General features: G+C 60.9%; 21 protein-coding genes. 7 read left to right on the top strand and 14 right to left on the bottom strand.

Annotated features, from left to right (window positions below):
* Positions 1-60 precede the first annotated feature (60 nt).
* Together P5540_15845 and P5540_15840 are read left to right on the top strand one after the other, a co-directional pair.
* Entirely contained in the window at positions 61-1086 is a 1026-nt protein-coding gene (locus tag P5540_15845; protein HRT66291.1) for a deoxyguanosinetriphosphate triphosphohydrolase, read from the top strand.
* Positions 1087-1219: 133 nt separating this feature from the next.
* A complete protein-coding gene (locus P5540_15840; GenBank protein ID HRT66290.1) occupies positions 1220-2419 on the top strand; it encodes a hypothetical protein in 1200 nt (399 codons plus the stop codon).
* Here P5540_15840 and P5540_15835 read toward each other — a convergent pair.
* The 11 genes from P5540_15835 to P5540_15785 all read right to left on the bottom strand — a co-directional run bounded on the left by P5540_15835 (position 2388) and on the right by P5540_15785 (position 14973).
* Positions 2388-3890 (bottom strand): AMP-binding protein, encoded by a 1503-nt coding sequence (locus tag P5540_15835; GenBank protein ID HRT66289.1) that lies wholly within the window; start codon positions 3888-3890, stop codon positions 2388-2390. The two genes, P5540_15840 and P5540_15835, sit on opposite strands and share 32 nt — an antisense overlap.
* Positions 3880-4959: an o-succinylbenzoate synthase gene (gene menC / locus P5540_15830; GenBank protein HRT66288.1), complete on the bottom strand. Its 1080-nt coding sequence runs from the start codon at positions 4957-4959 to the stop codon at positions 3880-3882. The genes P5540_15835 and menC overlap by 11 nt, the downstream gene beginning before the upstream one ends.
* Positions 4944-5891: a 1,4-dihydroxy-2-naphthoate polyprenyltransferase gene (locus P5540_15825; protein HRT66287.1), complete on the bottom strand. Its 948-nt coding sequence runs from the start codon at positions 5889-5891 to the stop codon at positions 4944-4946. The genes menC and P5540_15825 overlap by 16 nt, the downstream gene beginning before the upstream one ends.
* A 267-nt stretch (positions 5892-6158) precedes the next feature.
* The gene (menB, locus tag P5540_15820) at positions 6159-7004 is read right to left on the bottom strand and encodes a 1,4-dihydroxy-2-naphthoyl-CoA synthase (GenBank protein ID HRT66286.1); all 846 of its coding nucleotides are present in this window, start codon (positions 7002-7004) and stop codon (positions 6159-6161) included.
* A 32-nt stretch (positions 7005-7036) separates the two neighbouring features.
* The gene (menH, locus tag P5540_15815; GenBank protein ID HRT66285.1) at positions 7037-7834 is read right to left on the bottom strand and encodes a 2-succinyl-6-hydroxy-2,4-cyclohexadiene-1-carboxylate synthase; all 798 of its coding nucleotides are present in this window, start codon (positions 7832-7834) and stop codon (positions 7037-7039) included.
* Positions 7835-7845: 11 nt separating this feature from the next.
* Positions 7846-9639 carry a 2-succinyl-5-enolpyruvyl-6-hydroxy-3-cyclohexene-1-carboxylic-acid synthase gene (gene menD, locus P5540_15810; protein ID HRT66284.1) on the bottom strand — a complete coding sequence of 598 codons (1794 nt, stop codon included), beginning with the start codon at positions 9637-9639 and terminating at the stop codon, positions 7846-7848.
* Positions 9629-10975, bottom strand: a complete 1347-nt coding sequence (locus P5540_15805; GenBank protein ID HRT66283.1) for an isochorismate synthase — start codon at positions 10973-10975, stop codon at positions 9629-9631. Before P5540_15805 ends, menD begins: the two co-directional genes overlap by 11 nt.
* Before the next feature lie 54 nt (positions 10976-11029).
* Complete coding sequence (gene ubiE, locus P5540_15800; GenBank protein HRT66282.1) at positions 11030-11728, bottom strand: bifunctional demethylmenaquinone methyltransferase/2-methoxy-6-polyprenyl-1,4-benzoquinol methylase UbiE; 699 nt, start codon at positions 11726-11728, stop codon at positions 11030-11032.
* A gap of 1 nt (position 11729) precedes the next feature.
* Positions 11730-12446: a glycosyltransferase family 2 protein gene (locus P5540_15795; GenBank protein HRT66281.1), complete on the bottom strand. Its 717-nt coding sequence runs from the start codon at positions 12444-12446 to the stop codon at positions 11730-11732.
* 8 nt (positions 12447-12454) lie between these two features.
* Positions 12455-13117, bottom strand: a complete 663-nt coding sequence (locus tag P5540_15790) for a response regulator (protein HRT66280.1) — start codon at positions 13115-13117, stop codon at positions 12455-12457.
* Positions 13118-13479: 362 nt separating this feature from the next.
* Positions 13480-14973, bottom strand: coding sequence for a glycosyltransferase family 39 protein (locus tag P5540_15785; GenBank protein HRT66279.1), 1494 nt, complete (start codon positions 14971-14973; stop codon positions 13480-13482).
* A 234-nt stretch (positions 14974-15207) separates the two neighbouring features.
* Here P5540_15785 and P5540_15780 point away from each other — a divergent pair, with 234 nt between their 5' ends.
* The 5 genes from P5540_15780 (at position 15208) to P5540_15760 (ending at position 20728) form a co-directional block, all read left to right on the top strand.
* A complete protein-coding gene (locus tag P5540_15780; protein HRT66278.1) occupies positions 15208-16896 on the top strand; it encodes a carbamoyltransferase C-terminal domain-containing protein in 1689 nt (562 codons plus the stop codon).
* Entirely contained in the window at positions 16893-18023 is a 1131-nt protein-coding gene (locus tag P5540_15775) for a glycosyltransferase family 4 protein (protein HRT66277.1), read from the top strand. Before P5540_15780 ends, P5540_15775 begins: the two co-directional genes overlap by 4 nt.
* Positions 18020-19186 carry a glycosyltransferase family 4 protein gene (locus P5540_15770; protein ID HRT66276.1) on the top strand — a complete coding sequence of 389 codons (1167 nt, stop codon included), beginning with the start codon at positions 18020-18022 and terminating at the stop codon, positions 19184-19186. Before P5540_15775 ends, P5540_15770 begins: the two co-directional genes overlap by 4 nt.
* On the top strand, positions 19176-19898 hold the full coding sequence (locus P5540_15765) for a PIG-L family deacetylase (GenBank protein HRT66275.1): 723 nt from the start codon (positions 19176-19178) through the stop codon (positions 19896-19898). Before P5540_15770 ends, P5540_15765 begins: the two co-directional genes overlap by 11 nt.
* A gap of 119 nt (positions 19899-20017) precedes the next feature.
* The gene (locus P5540_15760; GenBank protein ID HRT66274.1) at positions 20018-20728 is read left to right on the top strand and encodes an HAD family hydrolase; all 711 of its coding nucleotides are present in this window, start codon (positions 20018-20020) and stop codon (positions 20726-20728) included.
* Positions 20729-20770: 42 nt separating this feature from the next.
* Here P5540_15760 and P5540_15755 read toward each other — a convergent pair whose 3' ends face one another.
* The 3 genes from P5540_15755 to P5540_15745 all read right to left on the bottom strand — a co-directional run bounded on the left by P5540_15755 (position 20771) and on the right by P5540_15745 (position 24566).
* Positions 20771-22120 (bottom strand): sigma-54 dependent transcriptional regulator, encoded by a 1350-nt coding sequence (locus P5540_15755; GenBank protein HRT66273.1) that lies wholly within the window; start codon positions 22118-22120, stop codon positions 20771-20773.
* A gap of 73 nt (positions 22121-22193) precedes the next feature.
* Positions 22194-22562, bottom strand: a complete 369-nt coding sequence (locus P5540_15750) for a response regulator (protein ID HRT66272.1) — start codon at positions 22560-22562, stop codon at positions 22194-22196.
* A 3-nt stretch (positions 22563-22565) separates the two neighbouring features.
* Positions 22566-24566 (bottom strand): hypothetical protein, encoded by a 2001-nt coding sequence (locus P5540_15745; protein HRT66271.1) that lies wholly within the window; start codon positions 24564-24566, stop codon positions 22566-22568.
* Position 24567: the final 1 nt, after the last annotated feature.

The raw sequence follows: 24567 nt of genomic DNA, 5'->3' as shown, positions 1-24567 counted from the left end.
AATTCTGGTCTTGGCATGACGCCACGCCATAAACGCCCCGTTGCCGGGAAAGAGAGTTCCATGGCCACCCTCCGAGAAGCGATCGAACGTCAGGAATTTGAGCGGCTCAGTCCGTTCGCCGCGCGCGCGGCGGAATCACGCGGTCGCGCAATGCCCGAAGAAGAGCACGACTACCGCACCGCCTTTCAACGGGATCGCGACCGCATCCTGCACTCGAAGGCCTTTCGGCGGCTCAAGCGCAAGACGCAGGTCTTTCTTGCGCCGGAAGGCGACCATTACCGCACGCGGCTGACGCATACGCTCGAAGCGGCCCAGATTGCCCGGACCGCCGCGCGCGCGCTGGCGCTCAACGAGGATCTCACGGAAGCCATCGCGTTCGGTCATGACCTTGGCCACACGCCCTTCGGCCATGCCGGCGAGGCAGCGCTCAACGAGGTGTATCCCCCGGGTTTCCGCCATGCCGAACAAAGTCTTCGCGTCGTCGAGAAACTCGAGCCGGGACGGCACGGCCCGGGCCTCAACCTGACCTTCGAGGTTCGCGACGGCATTCTGAACCATTCGAAGGGCAGGCATCTCCTGCAGGGCACACGCGGTTCGCACGCCGTCACCCGGGAAGGGGAATTGTTCAGCGTGTGCGACGCGATCGCCTATGTCAACCACGACATAGACGACGCCATTCGCGCCGGCATCATCACCTTGGAGGATTTGCCGAAAACCGCCATCAATGTGCTGGGCACGACCACCTCCGCCCGTATAGACGCGATGGTCACCGCCCTCATCAACGGCAGCCGGGACGGAACCATCGGCATGACCGCCGAAATACTCGATGCGACAAACGAGTTGCGCGCATTCATGTATGCGCAAGTTTACCCGTGCATGGCCATCACCCACGAGATTGACAAAGGCAAGAAACTCCTGCGCGAACTGTACGCCTATTTGCTGGAAAATCCGACGGAAGACAGCGCCGCAGGCGACCCCGGCGAACCGCTTGATCGCCGCACCGTGGACTTTCTCGCCGGCATGACCGATCAATACGCCCTGCACCTCTACCAGGACATTTTTTTCCCCCAAGGCTGGCGTGCATGAAGAAGACAAGGAGATGTTTTGGTTTGAGGGTGTTTCCCTTATTCCCATTCTCTTCTTATCTTCACTTCTCGCCGATTTCAAGAGATAACAAGGAATCAGCGCCCTTACTTGGTGCGTGTATGGAGGCAATTTCATGAATTCGTTTTACAGAAAAGCATTGTCCGGCGTTGCAACTGTGTTGGCGATCGCCGGGGGACTGGCCGCATGGGGGGAAAGTTATTCGCTGAAGGTTTTTCCGCCGGAGCATAAACGGATGGTGGACGAAGAAACGGGAGCCACGTTGACGTTTCTGACATCCGATCCGGCGGCGGACACGAATTTTTACTTTCATGAGCGTTCCTGGTCAACGGACAGTTCCATCATTTATTTTTATTCGGCGCGCCGGGAAGGGGGATTGATGGGGTATCTGACCCGGACCGGCGAACTGATCCGGTTCGAGACGCCCAAAGGACCGGTCGGCTCCGCAACGGCGTCGCTCAGCCGCAACAGTGTTTACGTCCTTCGCGGCAAAGAGGTGCTTGAATTCGCTCCATCCGTCGAAATCGCCCGGAATCCGGCGAAGAAGCGGTCGCGCGTGATGGTTGTGGAGCGATCGATCGCAACGCTGACGGGTTGTTCGCCACATACCGCGCTTAACGAAAGTTGCGACGGCAAGCATCTGGCGGTCGGCGTCAGCCGTTTCGACGACGACGATGCTCCGGGCATCGTCACCATCCAAGTCGAGACCGGTGAGGTGAAAACCCTATGCCGTTTTCCGAAAGAGCCCGGTTACGGGGGCCATGTGCAATGGAGCCGGACCAATCCAAACCTGCTGAGTTTCGCGGGCCGAATTGAACGGTTGAACATCGTGGACATCCGCGACGGCAGCATCCGCATGCCGTACAAGGCGATTCCGGACGAATTGGTGACGCATGAATCGTGGTGGGTGAACGATCAGATGATGTTTTGCGGCGGCGTGCATCCAAAACCGATCGAAGATTCGCACGTGAAACTGCTCGATATCGCAACGGGCGAGGTGCGCATTGTCGGCGAGGGCGCCTGGTGGCCCCAGGCAACGCCGGAGCAGGTCGCCAAACGGAACTGGTGGCACGCGAGCGGCAGTGTGGACGGCGCATGGGTCGCCGCCGACAATTGGCACGGCGACATCATGCTGTTCGAGGGCCGCACGACGCGCCCGCGCCTGTTGACCACCGGTCATCGGACCTACGGCAAGGGCGAGCATCCCCACGTGGGCTGGGACCGCATGTCCGCACAGGTTGTCTTCACTTCGCACAAACTGGGCAGCCCGGACGTGTGCATCGCTACGATTCCGGCGGAGTGGCGCGCGAGGTAGGCGGGGAATCGTTGTGGGCCCACAGTGATTCGGCAAGCCGGATGAGTTTTGCGCGGCCTGTTTGGGTTATTTTGCCTTCGGTGCGCCGTAATGGTTCGGGCCACGCGAAAAAACGCCGGGGAATCTGAAAACGCGGAAGAACCTTGCCCAGTTCCTCGCGCAAGCGCTTCTCGTCCAGCCGTGGTTCCATGAGAACGAACGCAACGGGCAACCGGCCGAATTCCTCGTCGGCGATCGGCACGACGGCCGCCGCGCCGACGCCGTCAATCGCGCAAAGCGCATGTTCGATGGTTTCCGGGTGGATATTTTCGCCGCCCGCGACGAACATGCGATCCTTGCGGCCCGTGACACGGAGATAGCCGTCCGCATCGAAAGCGCCCAAGTCGCCGGTCGCGAACCAGCCGTCATCCGTCAACGGAAGATGCAGGCCTTCATCGGCACGATAACCGAGGAAGAGCGAGCCGCCCCGCACCTGAATTTCGCCGTCGCGCGCCACGCGCACCGTGTCCGGCGCCAGCGGACGCCCGGACGTCATCAGTTTTTGCAGGGGGTCTCCGGGGCGCGTTGCGGTGATTTGGCTTGCGGTTTCGGTCATGCCATAACTGGTATGAATGGGCAGGCCGAGGGCGACGGCGCGCCGAATCAAGGTTTCCGGAATGGCGCTGCCGCCGAGCAAGATTGCCTTTAGGCCCGAAAGGGCCTCGACACCGCGATCCGTTTGGAGGAGACGGTGAAGTTGCGCCGCGACAAGCGACACATGCGTCGCGCCGCATCGCATGATGCCGTCTTCAATGGATTCCGCCGTTGCGGGAACGGAAACGGCGGCGCCCGCGACAGCGCAGCGGAACAGCACACCCATGCCCGCCACGTGAAATAACGGCAAGGAAAGTAGCCAGCGGTCGCCCGGCTCAAGCGGCATGTTCGCATTGGCTGTTTCGGCGCTGTGCGTAAGATTTGCGAGGCCGTGCATGGCCGCCTTGGGTTTTCCGGAACTTCCGGAAGTGAATATGCAAAGGCAGGGGTTCACTTGGGACGCTTTTTCCCCATGCGAAGAAACGGATTTTCGCGCCTTGCCGGACGAAGCCGAAGCGGCAAGGCTGCGCGTTTCCGCCAGGGCGAATGTTCGGATGCCCAAGCCCTCGATTCGCGCGGGAAGGAACAAACGCTCCGCGTTCATCGGGCGCAGGGCGTCGAGGATTCCCCGCATGGGCCAGCGCGGGTTCATGGGACACGCGACGGCGCCGGCGCGCATGAGCCCCATCAGAAGCATCACGTAGTCGAGACTCGTGTACGCGGCGATTCCTGTGCATGAACCGGGGCGCATATCCCATGCGCGGACATTATCCGCGATTGCGCCAATCGCCGATTCGTATCGGGCGTAAGTGATCGTTTCATCCGGCGTATGGATAGCCAACGTTTCCGGGCGTCTTCGGGCATGCCTTCCGATGGCGGTAAAAATGTCAGCCACCATATACCTCTTCCAGGGCGCCGAAGTCGCACGCGGCCACGCATTCGTCGGCCTCGTCCAAATCGAGCCGTCCGTTGCGAATCGCAAAACGCCGAGGCAGCACGTCGCCGGCGAGCCAGCCGTAGGTATCGAGACCGGCGGGTATGTCCTCCGTGGTCAGCGCGCTGGCGAGATGCGCCAGCGCGGCGATGCCGATACCCGATTCGAAGCAGGCGCTGACGACCGGACGGATTCCAAATTCGATCGCCTCGTTGGCGATGCGCTCGCAACGGCGAACGCCGCCGAGGAGTGTCGGTTTCAATATGAACGCCGCGGCCCACGGAAAACGTTGGGCGAGCCCGTTCGTGTCGCGGCATTCGACGATGGTTTCATCGAGAGCGACGGCCAAATCGCCCCGTGCGGCGAATTCCGGCAACCGATCCGGGTCCGCCAGCGGTTCCTCGATATACTCGATGGATACGTCCCGGACGCCCCGCGCAAACGCCAAGGCGTCGTTCCATGACCATGCGCGATTGGCGTCGAGCCTGATGGCCACCTCGATGGGCAGCGCCGCCCGAATGGCATGCACGCGGCCGATGTCCGAGGCAACGGATTCTTGGCCGACTTTGATCTTGACGGCCCTATAGCCTTCCGCGCGAAAGCGTTTGGCCTCGTCAAGCGGATCGCCGGTTCCGCCGATAAGGCCGTTGACGGACACCGTGCGCCGCGCCGGATTGTACAGGCCCAGCGATCGTTCGCTGCCAATGGCGTGCCGGAAGGAAAAAGTGGCGCATTCGATGCCGAACTGAACCGACGGCGTGGCGTCAAGAAAAGCGAGTGCCTTCTCGCGTTCGACGGGATCTTTCGGAAGCCGGCCCAACAACCCGGCCCATTGGACAACGGCTTCCTGTGCCTCGTCGAGTGTTTCGCGGCTGAAACCCGGCAAGGGCGCGATATCGCCGTGGCCTGATCCATACGCGCCGCCGAAGACCAGAATCAACCCTTCGCGATCGTGGTAATCCGCGCCGCGCAGCCGCAATGGTTTTGCCAGCGGCACGCGGTAGCGATAGAGGCGTACTAACGGGATATCCATAAAAACCATCCCACCGAGAAGAGAACCGCAAACAACAGAAGAATTTGGCCGGTCCGGGCCAGCGCATCGTTCAAGGAAGGGCCGTCCGTCTTCGTGAAGACCGTCCGGATCGCCGGCAGGGCGGCCGCCAGCGCCAGCGCCGATGCCATTACGCCCCAGCGACCCGTTTTCACCGCAAGAACGATCGGAACGACCGCACCCCCGCCCACAAGGCAAACCGCGTATTCGATGCGGGCGAAAGCGCGCCCGAACCGCACGGGCAAGGTCCGCTTGCCCGCGACTCGATCCTGTTCGATGTCGCGTAGATTGTTGACCGTAAGAATCGCCACGGAGAAAAGTCCCGCGGCCACTCCCGCGACAAGGGCCTCAGGCGTCAGCGACAGGGCCTGTACATAATAGGTTCCGCCAACGGCGACCGGCCCGAAGAAAACGAGCACGAACAGATCGCCAAGGCCGATATAGCCGAGCGGATACGGCCCCCCCGTATAGAGCACGCCGCAGAGGATTGACACAAGACCGATAATCAGAAAGGGCCATCCGCCGCGCCATACAATGTAGAGTCCCGGCGCACATGCGGCGAGAAACACCAGAGTGGCGGCCCGCCGCATCGCGCCCGGGGTGACGAGTCCCGCCTGTACGGCCCGCACCGGGCCGATGCGCTCGTCGGTGTCGGAGCCTTTCATGGCGTCGAAATAATCGTTGGCGAAATTGGTCCCGATCTGAATGAGAACCGTGCCCGCAAACGCGCAAAAAGCGGACATCGCATGGAATCGCGCATCCGCCGTGGCCATGGCCGATCCGATGACAACCGGCGCAATCCCGGCGGCCAGCGTCTTGGGGCGTGCGGCCTGAAACCAAATCGAAAAAACCGGCTTTTCGGTGTTGTTACGGGATATGTTTCCGTCCATGCCTGTCGCCTGCTTTGCGTCCATGCGTCACTACTACCGTTATCGCTATCATCATCGCCTTCGTTGTTGCCATTGTTATCGTACTTCTTCAAGGTAGCGATAATCACGTGAATGTGCTTTCTTGTCCACAGATGACGCAAATGTACGCAGATTGAAAACAAGGCAAGCCTGTATGAGTCGGGGGGGGTGAATGCAGGACACCGGAGCCCCTTTCCTTTTCGGGATGTTTCAATGGCGATGCAGATGATCCATGACAAATGGAAGCGATCTCACGCGCGCGTATCAGAGGATTCACGGCCGTCGGGGAAACTTGCCGAAATTGGGCGGACGTTTTTCAAGATAGGCATCGCGTCCTTCTTGGCCTTCTTCGCTCATGTAGAACAGCATCGTTGCATCACCCGCGAGTTCCTGCAATCCGGCCTGTCCGTCACAATCGGCATTCATCGCCGCCTTGATGCAGCGCAGGGCGATCGGCGAATTCGCCAATATTTCCCGGCACCACTGCACGGTTTCTTCTTCGAGTCGCGCCAGAGGCACCACCGCGTTGACAAGTCCCATGTCGAGCGCCTGCCGGGCGTCGTATTGCCTGCACAGGAACCAAATTTCGCGCGCTTTTTTCTGGCCGACAATGCGCGCGAGATAGGCCGAACCGTAACCCGCGTCGAACGAACCGACGCGCGGGCCGGTTTGTCCGAAGATCGCGTTGTCCGCCGCGATGGTTAGGTCGGCCATGAGGTGGAGGATGTGGCCGCCGCCGATGGCGTATCCCGCGACCATCGCGATGATGGGTTTCGGACAGGTCCGCATTTGCCGTTGAAAGTCGAGCACATTCAGCCGGGCCACACCGCGCTCGTCCATGTAGCCGGCATGGCCGCGCACGCGCTGATCGCCCCCCGAACAAAAGGCCTTGTCGCCTGCGCCCGTCAGAATGACAACGCCGACGTTGGGATCGAATCGCGCATCGTTGAGGGCGTGCATCATTTCGTCCACTGTCAGGGGCGTGAATGCGTTGCGCACTCGCGGACGGTTAATCGTGATTTTCGCGATGCCTTCCGCCTTGTGATAGAGAATTTCCTTGTAAACGCCGGCTTCCTGCCATTGAATGGGCTGTACGCTTGTTTCTGTCGTTTTCGTCATGGCCGACATGCCTCCGGGTAATCCGATAACGTCTATGTGTCCATCAAAAACTTTTGAATGGCGGCAGTATATGACGCGGGATCTTCCCAATGCACGTTATGGCCGCAACCGGAAACGAGCCAGACTTGCGCACGGGAATTTTGCGCGGCCATTCGTTCGGCCATGGCGGCGTATCGGGCATCGTCGCGCCCGGCGATGAGAAGCGCCGGCATGCGCAGGGATGGCCAGTCCTTCCATGCCGGGGGCCATGCGCCCGCGCCCATGCTTTGCAGCGCCATCGCGAGTTGGCGGGGATCTTGCCGCATGCGCCGTTGACGGAGTTCCTCCCGTCGAGCCGGATTGCGGTAAAGCGTATCGAAGAGCGGCTGGGCATACCATTTTTCAAGAAATGCCTCCATGCCGCCTTCCTTCATCAAAGCCATCCATGCAGCGTCCGCCTTTTGCCGGGCAAGGCGATCGGCGTCCGCCTGAATTCCCGGAGAAGCGGATTCGAGCACAAGCCGGTTGATACGCTCGGGGGCCGCCACCGCCATGCGCAACGCCACGCGCCCTCCCATCGAATACCCGATCAGCCCGCACCGATCGATCCGGCATTCGTCGAGCAGTTTGAACAGCGCGTCAAGGATTTCCCCGGGCGCGCAGGGCCGTTCGACACGCGACGCGCCATGACCGGGCAGGTCCACGCAGAGGCATGAAAAATGCGTCTTCAGTTCGGTCGCGATTTCATCCCAGTCCCGGCCATCCCCCAGAAAACCGTGCAGGAACACCAGCCATGGCGCGTGACCCGTCCCATGAATCCTTCCATGCAAACGGAAAGCGATGTTCTCCACGACCTTTTTCCCTATGCCCCTTGGCCCGCGGGATTTTTTCCGGCAACCGCCGTTGTCACGGCCTCGCGCAGGGCTTGGTGGCACAAGAGATTTTCCGCGCGCGCCGTGCGGACCTCGATGATGGCCGATGCGCCCATGGCCTGAAGTGTCCGGTATGTTTCGATGAATTCCTTGCGCCCCCGGGTCTCGTGATAGGGCAGGCCGAACATCGCGGCGGCGGAATCGAAGCGCAATCCGTGCGGCGTCGCGAAAAAGGTCTCGAAATGACGGGTATAGGCCGAGACGGGCAGAAACGAGAATATGCCGCCCCCGTCGTTGTTGATTATGATCAGGATGACACGCGCGCGTTTCAACAAAGCCAACGAATTGAGATCGTGCAACACGGCCAGATCGCCGAGAATGGCCGTTACGAGGGAGTCCGCGCCGAGGCTGAATCCCGCCGCCGACGCCAGGCAGCCGTCAATGCCGCTTGCGCCGCGATTGGACATGACGGGCACGCGGGGGCCGTCCGGCACGGCAAACAGATCCATGTCGCGGACAGGCATGCTGTTGCCCAAAAACAGTGCGCCGCTTGGTGCAATATGGCGCGAGACAAGCCGCGCGATTTCCGGCTCGCTCAAGGCATCCGAGGCCGCGAGGCATGCGTCTATCGCGTGATTGGCGGCGCCGGCCCATTGGATCCATGAATCGAGCCACCCCTCGGGTTGCGCGGGTTCGACGCATGCCGCGAGCCATTCGCAAAACGGCGCCACGTCCGCTTCGAGTCGTTGCGTGACGCGTCCGACCGGATCGTGCCGGAACGGGTGTTCCGCGACCATCCAATACATGCCGGGGGGGTATGTCTGCCAATGTTGCAGCAGGCGTTTCGACGTGAGTTGCGCACCGATGTGCAACACGATTTCTGGACGGCAGAATGCGTGGATCTCCGGCGAGGACAATAATAAATCGCAATAGGGAACGAAGGGGGGATCGGGCGTTCCCAGGCGCAATCCGGAAGCGATATCGGCGAATACGGGCCAGTTCAAGGCCCGCGCAAGCGCCAGGGCCGCATCGGCATCCCTGGCCCGCTGAAAACGGCCCAGGATGAGCAGACCGCGCGCCGTTTGTGTCACGCGGTGGAGAATCGCCTGATGGGTTCGGGTATCCGGACAGCGTTCGGGCGCGGCATACGCGGTATACGGGGCGCGGTCCTGCATCCAGCCGCACAACGGGGGACAGGAGAAATCGAACGCGGGCGAATCGGGCGGCACGGCGGGCATCAGCGGTTCACGGAACGCGCAGTTCACATGAACGGGGCCTGCGGGCGCGTGCATCGCGCGGCACACGGCCTGATCAAGAGTCGTGAGGATGGTTTCCGGCGGAATGTCGGCGTCCGAACACGGCAAAGAAAATTCCCAGCGTACATAGGGACCGTATAAACCCGTCTGACGAATGGTTTGATTGGATCCCGTGTCCACGAGTTCCGGGGGACGATCCGCCGTCAAGATGATCAAGGGCACACCCGACATCGAAGCCTCGACAATGGCCGGCAGATAGTTGGCCGCGGCCGTGCCGGATGTGCAAATCAATGCTGCCGGGCGCCCCGAGGCGCGTGCCCAGCCCAAGGCACAGAACGCGGCGCCGCGCTCGTCCGTGTGAACGACGAACCGCACCCGCGGATGACCGGCCACCGCCATCGCCAGGGGCGTGCTGCGCGAACCCGGGGAAATACAGAAGAAATCTATACCCTGCCGGACCAGTTCCTCCACGATCAACGCGCCGGTACGGCGATTGATGTTGGCAATATCGGCGGAGTTATTCGGCATGGCCGCTTGTTGCATCCAAAAAAGGTTGAATTTTGTTGTTCAATTCGTCCCATTCGGCGGCCGCCACGGAGCCGGGGACGATGCCCGCTCCCGCAAACGCATGCACCCTGTCGCCCACGATCAGCCCGGATCGGATGGCGACCGCAAACTCCGAACTATCGTAACCGATCCAGCCGACAGGGGCCGCATACCAGCCCCGGCTGAACGGTTCCGTCTCGCGAATCCACGCCAGGGCCTCGCCGGAAGGCGTTCCACCGACCGCCGGCGTGGGATGAAACGCGCGCAGCAAATCGAGGTCCTCGTATCCGTCCGCCAGCAAACCCTCGTAGCGCCGGGCAAGATGCTGGCAGTTGGGCAAACGAATCAACGACACGCCGTCGTCTTCCCGCATCGTGTCGCACACCAGTTGCAGAACGGACCGGACGCCTTCGGCGACAAACCGGTGCTCCCGCAGTTCCTTGTCGTTGTGCATGAGCGCGTCGCCCAGTTCCCTGTCGGCGGTCGAAGATCCGCCGCGCGGGCGGGTTCCCGCGACTGCTTCGCTCTGGACATAACCCCCGGCCCGTTTCCATAGACGTTCTGGAGATGCGCCCAGAAAGGCGGTTCCCGGTTCCGGCTGAAAACAGAAAAGATAGGCGCCGCGTGTATGATTGGCGAGCCGGTCGAGCACGCGCCATGGACTCACGGGACCATTCATGCGCAGATCGGTCCGGCGGGCCAGCACCACCTTGTCGAAACGGCCTGCTTCGCAAGCGCGCAACGCAGCGTTCACACGCCGGGTCCATGGTCCGCATTTGGGATTGTCCGTTTTGTTCACCACACTGACCGCATCCGGCGTGGCCCAATCGTCCACATGCCATCGAATGAGCGAAAACCCGGCGCGGACCGCCTCGATTTCCCGGCGGTCGGCATCCGCGTCGCCGCGAATCAGCGCATTGCATGCCAACAGTCGTGTCTCGCCCATTCGAAGCAGTTCAAATCGAGGCAAAATAAAGCGGTAGGCGCCGAACGCCTTCCATGGATCCTGCAAGGGGCGCCCGGGATCAAAACAGAAGCCGCCGTAATAACGAAGCCGTGGATGGGCCAATGTCAGCCACTGGGCGATTTTGGCAAACAGGGTTTCCGGATCGCCGCCCTTTTTCGCAAAAAGGCAGTCCGCCGCGCCCAGGCAAGCGCACTCGAATACGCCTTCGCGATCGCGCCAGTATGTCTTCTCCTCGTGCGGTTGCGCGGCCAGCCACCGGCGCGGCGACTTTTCCTCGACAGGAATCTCGATTCGGGCCGCATACGGGGCTTCGGCCTCCAACGAAACGGCGTCGTTGAGGACATCTGTCAATGTCTGTTCATTTAAACCGGGTGTCAATTCTGTACGTCGCATCAGTTCCGTTTTCTATCGGCGCAAGCCGGTATACAACGTCGCGATGCCTCCACTCATGGGTCGCGCGTGCACCTCGCCGAATCCGGCATCGTCCATGATCTTACAAAACGCGGTTCCAAAAGGAAATGTCTCGACGCTTGCATTGAGGTAATGATACGCCGCGCGATCCCCCGCCAGCCAGCCGCCAATGCGCGGCAAGACATGGCGGAAGTACAGCAGGTACACCGAACGGCACCATGCGTTCCCCGGCAGCGAAAATTCGAGCACGGCCATGCGCCCGCCCTTCCGCAGCACGCGCGCGAACTCACCCAATGCCGCGCCGGGGTCCGCGACATTTCGGATGCCGAACGCAATCGCCGCCGCATCGAACGTTTCGCCGGGAAACGGCAGGCGCAATGCGTCGCCCCGCGCCAACAGGCAGGGAACGCCATAGACCTTGCGGCGGGCCACGCGAAGCATCTCTGCCGACATGTCCACGCCGACCAGACGAGCCGGCCGCCGGGGATGCCGCGCCAGCGCCATGAGAACTTCGCCCGTGCCTGTGGCGATGTCGAGAACGGACGCGGGCGCGTCTTCGCAAATACAGCCCGCCAGCCGCCGCCGCCAGATTCGGTCGCTGCCCATTGAAAGCAGCGTATTGGCGATATCGTAGCGCCGCGCAATGCCGTCGAACACGCGCCAGACCCCCGATGCGTCGCGCAAAGGCGCCATGTCAGCGCCTCCTCCGGAACCACGCTGAAACCAGTATGCGGTAAACCCGCATCGAATCCCGCAGCCGCCGGAAATGGGATGTGGGATTTCCCGCCTCGTAGACGGTGCGTATGGGCGTCGTCGCGACGGCATACCCCTCGCGCAGGGCCTTCAACACAATCGCCATTTCGGTTTCGTAGCGTCCACCGGGGATCGTTTCGACGACGGATTCCAGAAAACGGCGGCCGTGCAGCCGGAACCCGCTTTGCGTGTCGGGCAGGCGGATTCCGAAAAGCCAGGCCATCACGCGAACCGTGGCCACGTTTCCGAACCAACTCCAAAACGGCACGAGACGCCGGTCGAAGGTCCGGGCGCCGATGATCAGATCGGCGCCCGTTTCCCGCCACTTTTCGCACAAGGCCGGAATTTCGGCGGGATCGTGCTGGCCGTCGGCGTCCAGCACCACCGCGGCTTCCACGTCCGGCATGGCAAGCGCCGCGCGAAAACCTTCAAGCAGGGCAAATCCCTTGCCGCGATTGGCCGGAAAAACGATCATCGTGACGGGCATCGAAGAGAGTGGCGCCGTGCATCCGTCCGTGCTGCCGTCATCCACGACGATCACGCGCGAAACGACGGCAATCGCCCGCGCAACGACCGATGCGACCGCGTTGCCCGCGTTGTAACAGGGAATGACGACCGCGATCCGCCCTTTCGCTTCCCCGGCATCCGCAATGGCCAATCCGCGCCCTAGCCTTTCCCGGCCAGCGCCCGGCTTTCGAGCAGGGCTTTCGCTTGGAGACTGGCTTCCGCTACCAGTTTCGCCACCGTTTCCGCATGTTTGAAAATATCGGCCGTCAACGCATTGAGTTCATCGCTCTGCGGAAGGTTCAACGAAAGAATATCCACGGTCGCGTACAAGGTTTGAAGCGGATTGTTGACCGCGTGGGATAGTTTGGCGAATTTGCGGAGGGTTTCTTCCTCGCCCGGAGCGGCGGCCGACACGCGGGCCGCCAGTTCTTTGTGCAGCGCGCTGATGTGCAGTGTGGCGCGTACCCATGCCCGCAAGGCCACATCCTCGATAGGCTTCAGGAGATATCCATCGGCGCCGGCCTCCAACCCGTTCCGTATGCTGGTATCGTCCGTGCGAAAACCGGAAATCAGAACGATGGGAATATGCTCCGTCCCGGGATTGCTTTTCAACGTCCGGCAGAGCGTAATTCCGTCCGTATCCGGAAGGATGACGTCAAGCAGAATGAGATCGAAGGCCGGATCGAGCGTGACGAGATCCAAGGCCTCCCCGCCGGTATCCATCTTGCAAATGTCATACCCTTCCCGCTCGAGCAAGCCCTGAATAACGGCCATGCTTACGGGATCATCGTCCACAACCAGAATGCGCGCTTCACACACCATTGGCATCTCCATTGGTTTCTTGCTTGAAGCAAACGCTCTCTATTGACGGGGACCAGCCCAGCACTGCCCTGTGTCCGTCACCAACACTTCTATTATGACATGAACGATTCCAAAGGTCAACCCCGATTTTCGGGCGATTTACCCGGAGATAATCCGCTCTTTCTTTATTTTCTTATCAGGGGAAGCCTCCAAGGAGGCAGGCGTCCATTCATCGTCCCGACCGGCCAGTGGCCGCAGGAACGTCCTGGTAAACGGTAATGGACAGCGTGGCCCGATTGACCGTTTCAGGCGGCGATAAATGGCCGATCGCTTATGGCAGGGCGATCCGGGCGCTGATTTTGATCATGGAATCATTGGATCGTTCAAGTGGACACATGGAAATGTGCAATAAAAATGTCGTATTTACCACGGAAATTGGCTTTCTCGATTGGGATTCCCCTGAAGGACAGATGCGATTCCAAATCGGCGGAATCGTTTTTGGATGTGGTTACGAAGAGATAGGTCTCGTGCTTTGGATTGGACTTCATGTCGTCGAGTGCGGCATCTATGCCTGAAAGAGTCTGCTTGTCTTGGGGAAGTTTCCACAAACGGGTAAGATGACCGTGGAGATAAAATTGCAGACCGTAAAGCCGCGTGCTTTCGTAACTGAGATACTCGGTGTCCTTGCCGGAAAACTTTTGAATAAATTGGTAAAGGGGTCTTGTGTCGGCGGTGTTCGGAACATACCCAAGAATGCCTTTCGCCGATAAAAGCACGAAAGCCATGGCCAGTGCATATTTCCACACACGTTGTTCGGTTTTTACACTCATGAAGGCAACCGCTAAGAGCCGTGCTGTGGCGAGCGCCACGGCTGGAAATACGGGCAGGATATAAAGCAGCAAACGGCTTTCGCTGATTGAAAAAATCACGAGCGGCAAACCAAGCCAGACAAGGAGAAACAGGCCATGTTCATGTTGCCGAAGCCGGTTGCCAATCCCGGACCATCGAAGGCTTTTCCCGTACCGTTTGGCTGCGATGAACCACACCGCGGCGATCGGCCCCAGCCCAAGCAGCAACGGAAGGCCGTAGACATAGATGGGCGCATACCAATGCGGATTGCGGTTGAATTGGGCCGTGAATACGCGACCGATGAGTTCTTCTCCAAGGAAATACGATAACAAGCCCGGTGTGCGTAGGATCACCACCAAAAACCACGCGCCACCTATCGCGATAAACGCCGCCACCCCGGCTGGAAGAAGGAAAGTTATCTTTTCGCGGCCTGTTCTTCGCATAAAGAACTCAAACGCGGCAACGGCCAAGGGGGTCAACAGGCCAGGGGGGCCTTTTGTCAAGAAGGCCAAGCCCATGAAAATCCACAAGGCGACAATCCAGGCCTTACGGAGACGAATGGCCTGTGTATTTCGTGCTTCCCAATACGCGAGAACGACACAGGCCTCCCAGAGGGAGAGCAGGATGTCTGTCTGAACGGAACTGGCGGCATATACCGCAAATGGCGCCGTTGCATAAAGCAGGGCCGCCCATATTCCCGTGCGCCGATCCCATAGCAACGCGCCAATCCGAGCAATCACCCATGCCAGGGCGACAAATGCGACGGCGCTATAGAGCCGCACGCCCCATTCGTTTTCGCCCAACAGTTTCATGCCGCCGATAATTGCCCAATAGGTGAGCGGCGGCTTGGTCCAATGGGCGTGGTAGTCGAGTTGTGGAACCAGCCAATTGCCGGTCTCGAGCATCTCGCGAGCGGCTTCCGCGTAACGCCCTTCTGTTGATTCCAGAAAACCATGCGATCCTTGAAAACCCAAACCCACGGCACCCGCAAGAATCAGCACGGCCCATAATTGTCGTGTCTGGCCCATGGACATTCGTATCCTATGCTTGTGAACAACAGAGAAAAAACAGGAATTATTCCTGGCAATCGTGCGGGAAAGTTTTTACAAAAGTTGCAGAACGAACGAGGCCGTCGTGGGGTCCTCTTTCCGTGAAAATAAACAACCAAGGCGGCTTTGCGGCTTGGCGCGGAAAACTAATTTTGGACAGTCCCGTCTTGTCGTCGGATATAATCCGCGTCAGGATTTGGACGAACCAACCGTATGAACATTCTCGGCATAGGCGGATATTCACACGACTCCGCAGCGGCTTTGGTCTGTGACGGACAATTGGTGGCGGCTGTGGCCGAGGAGCGGTTGACGCGCCGCAAGCACCAAGGGGGCGTGCCGCGCAACGCCGTGGCGTGGTGTCTTGAAACGGCCGGTCTCACACCCTGCGACATTTCCCATATCGGCTGTTACATGCGGCCGGGATTGCGCATGGCGCGCCGCTGGGCGTACCGGCTGGGGCAGATGATCCGAAGTCCCCTTTATTCCGCCGGTTACATGGGCTATGAAGCGTTTCACAACGCGATGTACATCCATGGGATGCAAGGGTTGCGCGGTCGCGCCACCCGGCTGCATTTCATGGAACACCATCCCGCGCACGCCGCCGGCGCCTTTCTTGCGAGTCCCTTCGATCGCGCGGCGCTGTTGTCCATAGACTACGTGGGCGAATTTGCGGCGACCTGGATGGGAATAGGCGAAGGAACGCGCATCCGGAAATTGGAATGCCGGGATTATCCGCATTCGCTGGGCGTTTTTTACTCCGCGATCACCGATTACCTCGGTTTCCTGCGCGCAAGCGACGAGTACAAGGTCATGGGACTGGCTTCCTACGGCGAACCGGAATACCTCGACGAATTCCGGCGAATCGTCCGGGTGCATGCCGACGGGCAATACCGTCTCGATCTGTCTTGGTTCTGCTGCCACTACCGACCCGGTCCGCAATCGGGTTATTTTTCAAGGAAATTTCTGGACCGTTTTGGTCCTCCGCGCCGAAAAGGCGATCCGGTTGAAAAACGCCATCGAAACTTGGCCGCCTCGGCGCAGAAAATACTTGAGGAGGCCGCGTTGGCGCTTGCCAACCGGCTGCGGCGCGCAACGGGTCTCAGGCATTTGTGCCTTTCGGGCGGCGTGGCGCTGAACTGTTCGATGAACGGCCGCCTGCGCCGCGAATCGCCGTTCGAGGACATCTTTATCCAGCCCGCCTCGGGCGACGACGGGATAGCCATCGGTGCGGCGCTTCAATTGCATCACCGGCTGACCGGCGCGCCGCGCGCATTCGTCCTGCGGGACGCGCGGCTGGGGCCGTCGTTCTCCGATGGAGAAATCCGCGCGTTTCTCGACCGGGCCAAGTTGTCGTACGAAACCCCGCCGGACCTCGAATCGCGCGTCGCGGATCTGCTCGCGGAGGGACATATCGTCGGCTGGTTCCAGGACCGGGCCGAATTCGGCCCGCGTGCGCTGGGCGCGCGGAGCATCCTTGCCGATCCGACCCGGCCCGAAATGAAGGATCTGCTCAATACCTGCGTCAAGCATCGCGAGGAATTCCGGCCTTTTGCGCCCAGTTGTCTGGAAGAGCGCGCGTCCGAATTTTTCACCGGTTGCACGTCGTCGCCCTTTATGCTGTTCGTCTATCCGGTCGAACCGGCCCAACGCGGCCGCTTGCCCGCGATTACGCACGTGGACGGCACGGCGCGCGTGCAGACGGTTGCGAAGGATGTCCAGCCGCGCTACTATCGCCTTATCGAGGCGTTCGAAAAACGCCGGGGAGTTCCGATGGTCTTGAACACGTCGTTCAACGTGATGGGCGAACCGATTGTGAATACGCCTGCGGATGCCGTCCGCTGTTTTTACAGTACCGGCATGGACGCGCTTGCCCTCGGCAATCACGTGCTGGTGAAACGGTGAAGATTCTTGTTCCGACCGCCGACTATCCGCCTATCGCGGGAGGAATCGCCTCCGTGGCGCTGCATGTTTCCCGGTGCATGGCCGCGCTGGGCCATGAGGTGACGGTTGTCGCGCCGCGGTTTCCGGGAATGGAGGCCTTTGATCGCGCGGAACCGGTCCGTGTAATCCGTTACGGCGGGTACGGACTCGGCTGGCTGCGCCTGCTTCCGTTCATGGCCGCGGCGTGGCCGCCTGCGCGGTCCGCGGACCTTCTCTTGCCGATCAACATCGCCTATGGCGGCGCGCTGGCCTATTTTGCGGGACGGCCCTACCTCGCGTTCGCCTACGCTTACGAGTTTCTCAAGTTCCGGCATGTCCCGCCGGTGGCTGCATTCTACCGCCGCGTCTATGCAAGGGCGCGCAAGGTGATCGCCATCAGCACGTTTACCCGGAACAAACTGGCTGAATTCGGCGTGCCGGCGGCACATATCGAAATTGTCCATCCCGGTGCGCCTGAAGCGCGTCCGCTTCCGCCGGAATGCCTGGACGGGTTGCGACATCGTTTCGTGCTGGATGGCCACGGCCCCGTCATCCTGGCCGTGGGCCGCCTGGTTCCGCGCAAAGGCCACCAGATTCTTGTGCGCGCGATGCCGCGCGTTCTCGAACGATACCCGAATGCGGTACTTGTCATTGCCGGTCAAGGCCCCTCGATCTACGCGATTACGCAGGAGGCGTGGCGGCACGGGATTCGCAACCAGGTGCGGCTGCTCGAGGGATTGAGCGACGAGGAGATTTCCGGGCTTTATCAGGTTTGCGATGTGTTCGCGCTGCCGACCAGCGAGGCGCCCTCATCCCATCATGGACAAGTCGAGGGGTTTGGACTGGTATTCATCGAGGCCGGCGCCCATGGAAAACCGGTCGTGGCGGGGCGATCCGGCGGCGTCGTGGACGCGGTGCGGGACGGCGAAACGGGCCTGCTGGTCGAACCGAACGATCCCGATGCCCTTGCCGGCGCCATTTTGTCGCTTCTGGACCATCCGGACCATGCCCGTGAACTCGGCGAAAATGGACGCCGTCGCGCCGAAACCGAACTGAATTGGATGGTCTTTGCCCGGCGTTTACTCGAAATCGCGGGGACAACGCCATGAAACGATTCCGTATCGCCCACGTGATTACCCGTTTGTGCAGGGGCGGCGCGCAGGAAAACACGTTTCACAGCGTCCGCCTCGCCAACCGTGAACGCTATGAGGCGGATCTTGTCAGCGGTCCAACCTTCGGCGACGAGGGCAGCATCGAAGACGCCGTCCGGGCGGCGGGCATCGAGATCGTTCGCGTGCCGCATCTCGTCCGGCGCGTGGCGCCGTTTTCGGACCTGTTGGCGTTGCGCGAATTGCAGCAGCTGTTCAGAACGCGGCGATACGACATCGTACACACGCACACGTCGAAGGCCGGATTTCTTGGACGCCTCGCCGCACGGCAGGCCGGCGTGCCCATTGTCGTTCATACCCCGCACGGGAACATCTTCGACGGGTATTTCAACCGTTGGACGACGCGTTTGTTCATCGGGATGGAACGCCATGCCGCGCGGCATACGGACCGCCTCATCGAGCTGACCCCCGGCGGAATCGAGGCGCATCTGAAACGGGGCATCGGGCGCCGCGAACAATTCGAGGTCATTTTCAGCGGGATCGATCTCGCGCCGTTCGATGCGGCTCGCGCGCGCCGGGACGAAACGCGTCGGGCGCTCGGTTGTCCGGCGGACGCCTTTCTTGTGGGCGGGGTGGGCCGCCTTGAACCGATCAAAGGCTTTGCGTATTTTGTGGAGGCGGCGCGAATCGCCGCCGAACGGTTGCCGAAGGCGCGGTTCCTTGTAGCTGGGCAAGGTTCGCTTGAACAGGAATTGCGCGCGATGTCGGCGCCCTTGGGCGATCGGTTCCGCCTCTTGGGACCGCGCGACGACGTGCCCGCTCTCATGGCGGCGCTCGATGTGTTCGTTCTGACGTCGCTGAACGAGGGCATGGGCCGTGTGTTGCTGGAAGCCGGCGCGGCGGGCGTTGTGTCCGTGGCGTCGCGAGTCGGCGGCGTGCCGGATATCGTCGAGGAAGGTCAAACGGGCCTGCTGGTTCCGCCGCGGGATGCGGTGGCGGTGGCCGAAGCCCTTTGTGCGCTGGCCTCGGATGAACCGCGTCGCAGGGCCATGGGCAAAGCCGCGCGGGCGAAGATTGTGCCCGATTACGGACTCGAACGCATGCAGGAAAAGATTGAGGCTTTGTATGAAGCGCTCATAAAGGAGAAGCGACTTGACCCCTGAAGATTCCTACCTGGCGGCGCAGCGATTGCTCGTCATCGCGCCCCACGCCGACGACGAATGTTTCGGATGCGCGGGAACCATCGCGCGGATCAAGTCGCTTGGGGGCAGCGCCTATGTCGTTTGCTGTTCGGTGGGCGATCTCAAGCACTATGACGGCAAGGACGGAATTGTCACGGCCGGCAGGCGCGAGGAGGAATTCAGCTGCGTCATGGCATTCCTGCAAGTGGACGATTGGGATATCCTGTACCGCGACGCCGAAACGCATTTGCGGCTCGATGCCCTTCCCCGGCGCGACCTGATTGCGAGGATCGAACGCGACGGCAAACTGGCCCTCGACCGCCTTCAGCCGACCATGCTCGCCATTCCAGTTTCTTCGTATAACCAGGATCACGAGGCCGTTTTTCGCGCCGCGTTCACCGCCGCGCGCCCGCACGTCCCGTCCATCAAGCCGTTCCAGCGCATCGTGCTCGGCTACGACAACACCTCGCTGTTCTGGAGTCTCGAGCGCGAGAAGTTTCACCCAAACTTTTACGTGGACATCTCCGCTTTCCTCGACATCAAATTGCGGGCTCTCGGCATGTACGAGTCGCAAATGCGCGACGCGATTCACCATTCCAGCGTCCAGAACGTCGAGTACATCGCCCGTGTGCGGGGCCGCGAAGTCTCTGTCGAGGCCGCGGAAGGCTACATGGTGTTCCGGCACCTTGTGTAACACCCCAACGCCAACATCGTGCCCTTTTCTCCTTGATCCTTGATTCTCAAGTTGGAGTATGCATCCGGAAGGAAAACCTGATACCATAGCGCCGTGGACGTATCAAGTGAAGGGGCGCTATGGTTGTCAAAGCGGTAACATTCGACTTCTGGTGCACGCTGTTCCGCGACGCAAACTCGGAGCCGCGGCAGAAGATTCGCATTCAGGCCTTTGCGGAAGCGTCCGGTGTTGCGGAAGAGAAAGTCGAAGAGGCGCTGCGCCATGTTTGGGCCGAATTCAACCGCTGCCACCGCGAGGATCAACGCACGCTGGGTCCGGACGACGCCGTTCGGATGACCGCCGAAGAACTCGGCATCACGCTTGCCCCGGCGGTGTCGGATCGGCTGTCGGTCGCATTCGCGACGGCCATCCTTCGGCATCCTCCCGAACCGATCGAAGGGGCGCTGGATGCGGTCAAGGCCGCGTCGTTTCGCTGGCCTGTGGGCCTGATTTCCGATTCGGGGGTAAGCCCGGGGACGGCGTTGCGCGCATTGCTCGATCGCCACGGATTTACCGGCTGTTTCGATGCGATGACCTTTTCGGACGAAGTGGGTGTGGCCAAGCCGCAGGCGCGCATGTTCGAGACGGCCGCCGCGCGGCTCGGCGTGGCGCCGGACGAGATCCTGCACATCGGCGATCTGGAACATACGGACATCGCCGGCATTCAGGGGGTGGGCGGAAAAGCGGCGCTCTTCCGGGGGACCAACGGGCACACGCGGAGGGAAACGAACGCCGACTACATCCTGGAAACCTGGGAAGACTTTCTGGATTTGATTCCCGAATTGACGTGACAAACGGATAACGCCGCAACGTCGCGCCTGTATCGTATCCCCTCACTTTTCCATCTGGTACTGCCGGAGTTTCCGATACAGCGTTCGCAGTCCGATGCCCAGGGTTCGCGCACAGGCTTCTTTGTTGTATCCGCAATGGCGCAGGGTTTCCTCGATGGCCATTCGCTCGATGGCGGCCATGCCGGTTCCAACGGGGATACGGATTTCGCTGCCCTGCGGCGCCGCGCCGCGGCGGATGTGGGGCGGAACGTCGCCCACATCCAACGGACGCCCGCCCCGGGCGGCCACCGCCATTCCCTCGATGGTGTTCCGTAGTTCGCGGACGTTGCCGGGCCAGTCGTAACGCATCAGCAGGTCGAGGGCGTTGGCGGTGATCGCCATGCCCTGAATGCCGTGAACCAGGCCTGCCTCGCGAAGAAAATGCTGCGCCAGCATCGGAATGTCTTCACGGCGTTCGCGCAGCGGCGGGACCTCGATGAAGACTCCGCGCAGCCGGTCGAACAGTTCCCCGCTAAAACCCGTTGACGCCAGGGAACGGGAAGTCGAGGCGAGAATGCGGACCTGCGCGGAAACGCGGCGCGTGCTTCCTTCCCGGCAGATACCCCTGCCGTCGAGCAATTGCAGAATGCGATCCTGCTGCGCGGGGGTCAGATCGCCCACCTCGTCCAAATACAGGGTGCCGCGATCGGCCAGTTCGACGCGCCCCGGACGGCCCGGCGCCCCACCCCCCGCGCCGACGCCGAACAGTTCCGCGTTCATCCGTCGTTCGGGCAACCCGCCGCAATGCGCGGAGACGAACGTTTCGTCGCGGCGCATGCTGTTGTTATGAAGCGAAAGGGCAATCAGGTCCTTGCCGGTTCCCGGTTCGCCCTGAATGAGCACGGGGTCATCCGTCTGCGCGGACTTGCGCACGGCGTTGTAGACAAGCAGCATCGCGCGGGAATTTCCGACAAGGCTCCCCAGTCCGTAGTGTTCGTCGAGGCGCCGCTGCAGTTCGTGCCGCTCCATCACAAGCCGCTGGTGCGCCAGACCGCGGCGAATCACCGCCTCCAGTTTGCCAAGATTGATCGGCTTGGTTTGGAAATCGTAGGCGCCCTCCCGCAAGGCTTCGGTTGCGCGTTCGATGTCAGCCGGTCCCGCGATGAAAACGACACACACGTCGGGATTGCGTTCCCGCGCCACGTTCATCAGGCGCATGCCGTCTACCCGATGAATGGACAATTCCGCGATAAGCACGTCGAAAAAACGCGCGTCCAGCCGGTTGAATGCCTTCTCGGCGTCGTCCACCCATTCGACATGATAGCCGCGATCGCCGAGATAGGAGATGATCTCGCGGCTCGGCGCCGGCTCGCGATCCACCAGCAACACAGCGGCGTGTTGTTCGCCCAACATTTCGTTTTCCCGTTTTATCATCCCGAACGCCAATCCATGCGAGAACAAGGAATTGCTTTCCTTGGGAAACGCATCAGCCTTGCATCGCCTCGTCCACGGCCTCCAGAAGTTCCTGCCATCCAATCGGCTTGGAAAGGGTCTTGATCGCGCCGAAGCGCTTCGCCAACGGCAGAAAATCCATCTTGGCGCGCATGGCGCCTCCGGATATCGCAATTACGCGCACGCCGGGATCATGTTCGCGCAATTCGCAAATCGTTTCAAGGCCTTCCTTGCCGGGCATGAAAATATCGCAAAGCACCACATCGAACGGTGTTTCCCTGTAAAGCCGGATGCCCGCCGCGCCGTCACGCGCAATCGCCACTTCGTGGTTTTCACTGCCCAGCATCATGGCAAGCATTTCGCACATCTGGATGTCGTCGTCTATGACCAATATGCGCGCCATGGTTCAATGCGTCTGTTCCCGTAGGATTTCGGTCAACAGCGCAGACATTCGCCGTTTCTCCGGATCCGACGATCCGTCATACGACATGACTTTCGCCTTGAGTCCGGAAGCCAGGCGATTGGCGGCGTCAATGTAGCTTTGTTCGGCGGCGCGTTGCGATTCCTCCGGCAATACGGGCAGGCGGCCCTTGCCCCGAAGTTCGGCGCGCGCGTGCATCGCGGCGACGTAGTCCACAATCAGGCGTGCATGGCGCGCTTCATACGTCTCGCCAAGACCGGCCTCGGCCAGATGGTTGTAGAATGCGCCGATCCGGGCATACGGCACGTCGCTCGCAATATCCTTGGAAAAATCGCTCAAATCCCAGAAGGTCTCCGAGTCCGCCGGCGCCGGCGGGTTACGATGTTCCTGCGGGATGGGCGGCTTGTCGGGCGTTGCGCCGCCCATGGCGACCAGCACGCAAGCCTTGCCGGGGATTTCCTCGTAGGGCAGGAAAATACGCGCGCGATCAAAGTCCTCAAACGATTTTCCATTCACCCAAACGCCCGTGACGGGCCCCTGTCCGATGGTGGAAAGGTAAAGGCGCTTGGCGCCGAAACGGATCGGGAAACGTTGTTCCAACCGCTTGATGCCTTCCGGAATGTGCGGGTACAGATACAGACCCTTCGCGGTGTAAATGTACTCGAACAAGCCGCGAATCAGCGCGGCGGGCGCGCCCCATGTGTCGTAGACGCAGTTGATCGGCTGTTTGGGCTGGTAAACCTTCGCGCCAAATTCCGTCAGGTTATTGTCCATGCGGAAGATACGCGCGAATTCGAGGATGTGTTTCATCGAACGACGCGCGTCGTCGTATGCGCCGACCCGGTAGTAGCCAAGAATCATCCGGGCTTCGCAGGTGGTCCAATGGCCGCCGTTCACCCACGTACCGAAGGACCAGAGCCAATCCTTCGTGTCCGCGTAGGTATCGTCGAGGCCGGGGTAATTGGTAATGATGACATCGTGCGGCCGCAGACCCGGAATTGACTCGATCATCTCGTAGATCTTGCGTGCCTGCGCGTCATCCGCCACACGAAAGGCCATCGCGTCATGATTGCAGACGGCCTCGAAATAACCGTGCTTTTCCGCACCGTACACGCCGTGTTTCGTCCCATCCGGATCAATGGATTTCACGAAGTAGCCGCCGTCGGTCACGAGTTGCGGCAGGCCTTTTCGCGCCAGATCGCGGCGTTCGGTGTACCAAGCGGCCTTGTCGGCGCGATCGGCCATCTTCTCCAACTCGATGAGGCGATCGAGGGCGGCGATGTACGTGATGGAAAGTCCCGCCAGATAGGCCTTGTCGAACGTACCGTCCGGCTTGTGCCAGCCCGCATAACTCGGCGCGAGCAGGTTGCCCGCCGGTCCCGCAAGGAACAGGTTGTTTTTCGGATCGCGGCGCGTTTCGATGAAGTTCGCGCTGCGTTCGAGCATGGGCAGATAGTATTCGATCGCCTTCCTGTCGCGGGAAATCAGTAGCAGTTCCGACTGCATGACGATCCCGGCGGCGGTGAATTCCATGCCCCAGTCGTGGATATCAATCCGGCCATCGCCTTGTTTGTAATAAATCATGTCCGGCGCGGCGGCATCGCACAGGCAGCCGTCGGGCGCGACCCAGTCCTTCATGCCTTTGCGTTGGCCGTCGCCCATCAGGTTGAACCACAGATCCTGGGAGTTCTGGACGAAGGTGGTATACGGCTCCAGAAAGAACGGCAGCGCGCAATAGGTCGGACCGTAACTGTTCTGAATCCACCACGCGCCCCACGTCGGCCCTTCGACAAACCCGTTCCACGACGGGTTGTAGAGCATCGAGATATTCTGGAATTCCGGATCGGGATAGAACAGACGATAGGAGGTATCGAGCAATTGCAGATACTCCTCGTCGCCCTCGCCCGCGAAATATTTGCCCTCATAGCTCACGGCATTCGCCATAACGATTCCCGTCAGCATGACTGCCATTAATACTGTCCGCATG

It is taken from the genome of Candidatus Hydrogenedentota bacterium, assembly GCA_035450225.1.
GTDB lineage: Bacteria > Hydrogenedentota > Hydrogenedentia > Hydrogenedentales > SLHB01 > DSVR01.
Note: the sequence above shows the minus strand (reverse complement) of the source record. Positions and strands in the feature narration are given on the sequence as shown.

Bases quoted from the DNA above. Each gene is read 5' to 3' on its own strand.
- ubiE (HRT66282.1), bottom strand. From the start codon at position 11,728: ATGGCGCCTTTGCGCGACGCATCGGGGGTCTGGCGCGTGTTCGACGGC.
- P5540_15770 (HRT66276.1), top strand. From the start codon at position 18,020: ATGAAACGATTCCGTATCGCCCACGTGATTACCCGTTTGTGCAGGGGC.
- P5540_15780 (HRT66278.1), top strand. From the start codon at position 15,208: ATGAACATTCTCGGCATAGGCGGATATTCACACGACTCCGCAGCGGCT.
- P5540_15840 (HRT66290.1), top strand. From the start codon at position 1,220: ATGAATTCGTTTTACAGAAAAGCATTGTCCGGCGTTGCAACTGTGTTG.
- P5540_15760 (HRT66274.1), top strand. From the start codon at position 20,018: ATGGTTGTCAAAGCGGTAACATTCGACTTCTGGTGCACGCTGTTCCGC.
- P5540_15825 (HRT66287.1), bottom strand. From the start codon at position 5,891: ATGGACGCAAAGCAGGCGACAGGCATGGACGGAAACATATCCCGTAAC.
- P5540_15785 (HRT66279.1), bottom strand. From the start codon at position 14,973: ATGGGCCAGACACGACAATTATGGGCCGTGCTGATTCTTGCGGGTGCC.
- P5540_15790 (HRT66280.1), bottom strand. From the start codon at position 13,117: ATGGTGTGTGAAGCGCGCATTCTGGTTGTGGACGATGATCCCGTAAGC.
- menC (HRT66288.1), bottom strand. From the start codon at position 4,959: ATGGATATCCCGTTAGTACGCCTCTATCGCTACCGCGTGCCGCTGGCA.
- P5540_15745 (HRT66271.1), bottom strand. From the start codon at position 24,566: ATGCGGACAGTATTAATGGCAGTCATGCTGACGGGAATCGTTATGGCG.
- menB (HRT66286.1), bottom strand. From the start codon at position 7,004: ATGACGAAAACGACAGAAACAAGCGTACAGCCCATTCAATGGCAGGAA.
- P5540_15755 (HRT66273.1), bottom strand. From the start codon at position 22,120: ATGTTGGGCGAACAACACGCCGCTGTGTTGCTGGTGGATCGCGAGCCG.
- P5540_15750 (HRT66272.1), bottom strand. From the start codon at position 22,562: ATGGCGCGCATATTGGTCATAGACGACGACATCCAGATGTGCGAAATG.
- P5540_15835 (HRT66289.1), bottom strand. From the start codon at position 3,890: ATGGTGGCTGACATTTTTACCGCCATCGGAAGGCATGCCCGAAGACGC.
- menD (HRT66284.1), bottom strand. From the start codon at position 9,639: ATGCCGAATAACTCCGCCGATATTGCCAACATCAATCGCCGTACCGGC.
- P5540_15845 (HRT66291.1), top strand. From the start codon at position 61: ATGGCCACCCTCCGAGAAGCGATCGAACGTCAGGAATTTGAGCGGCTC.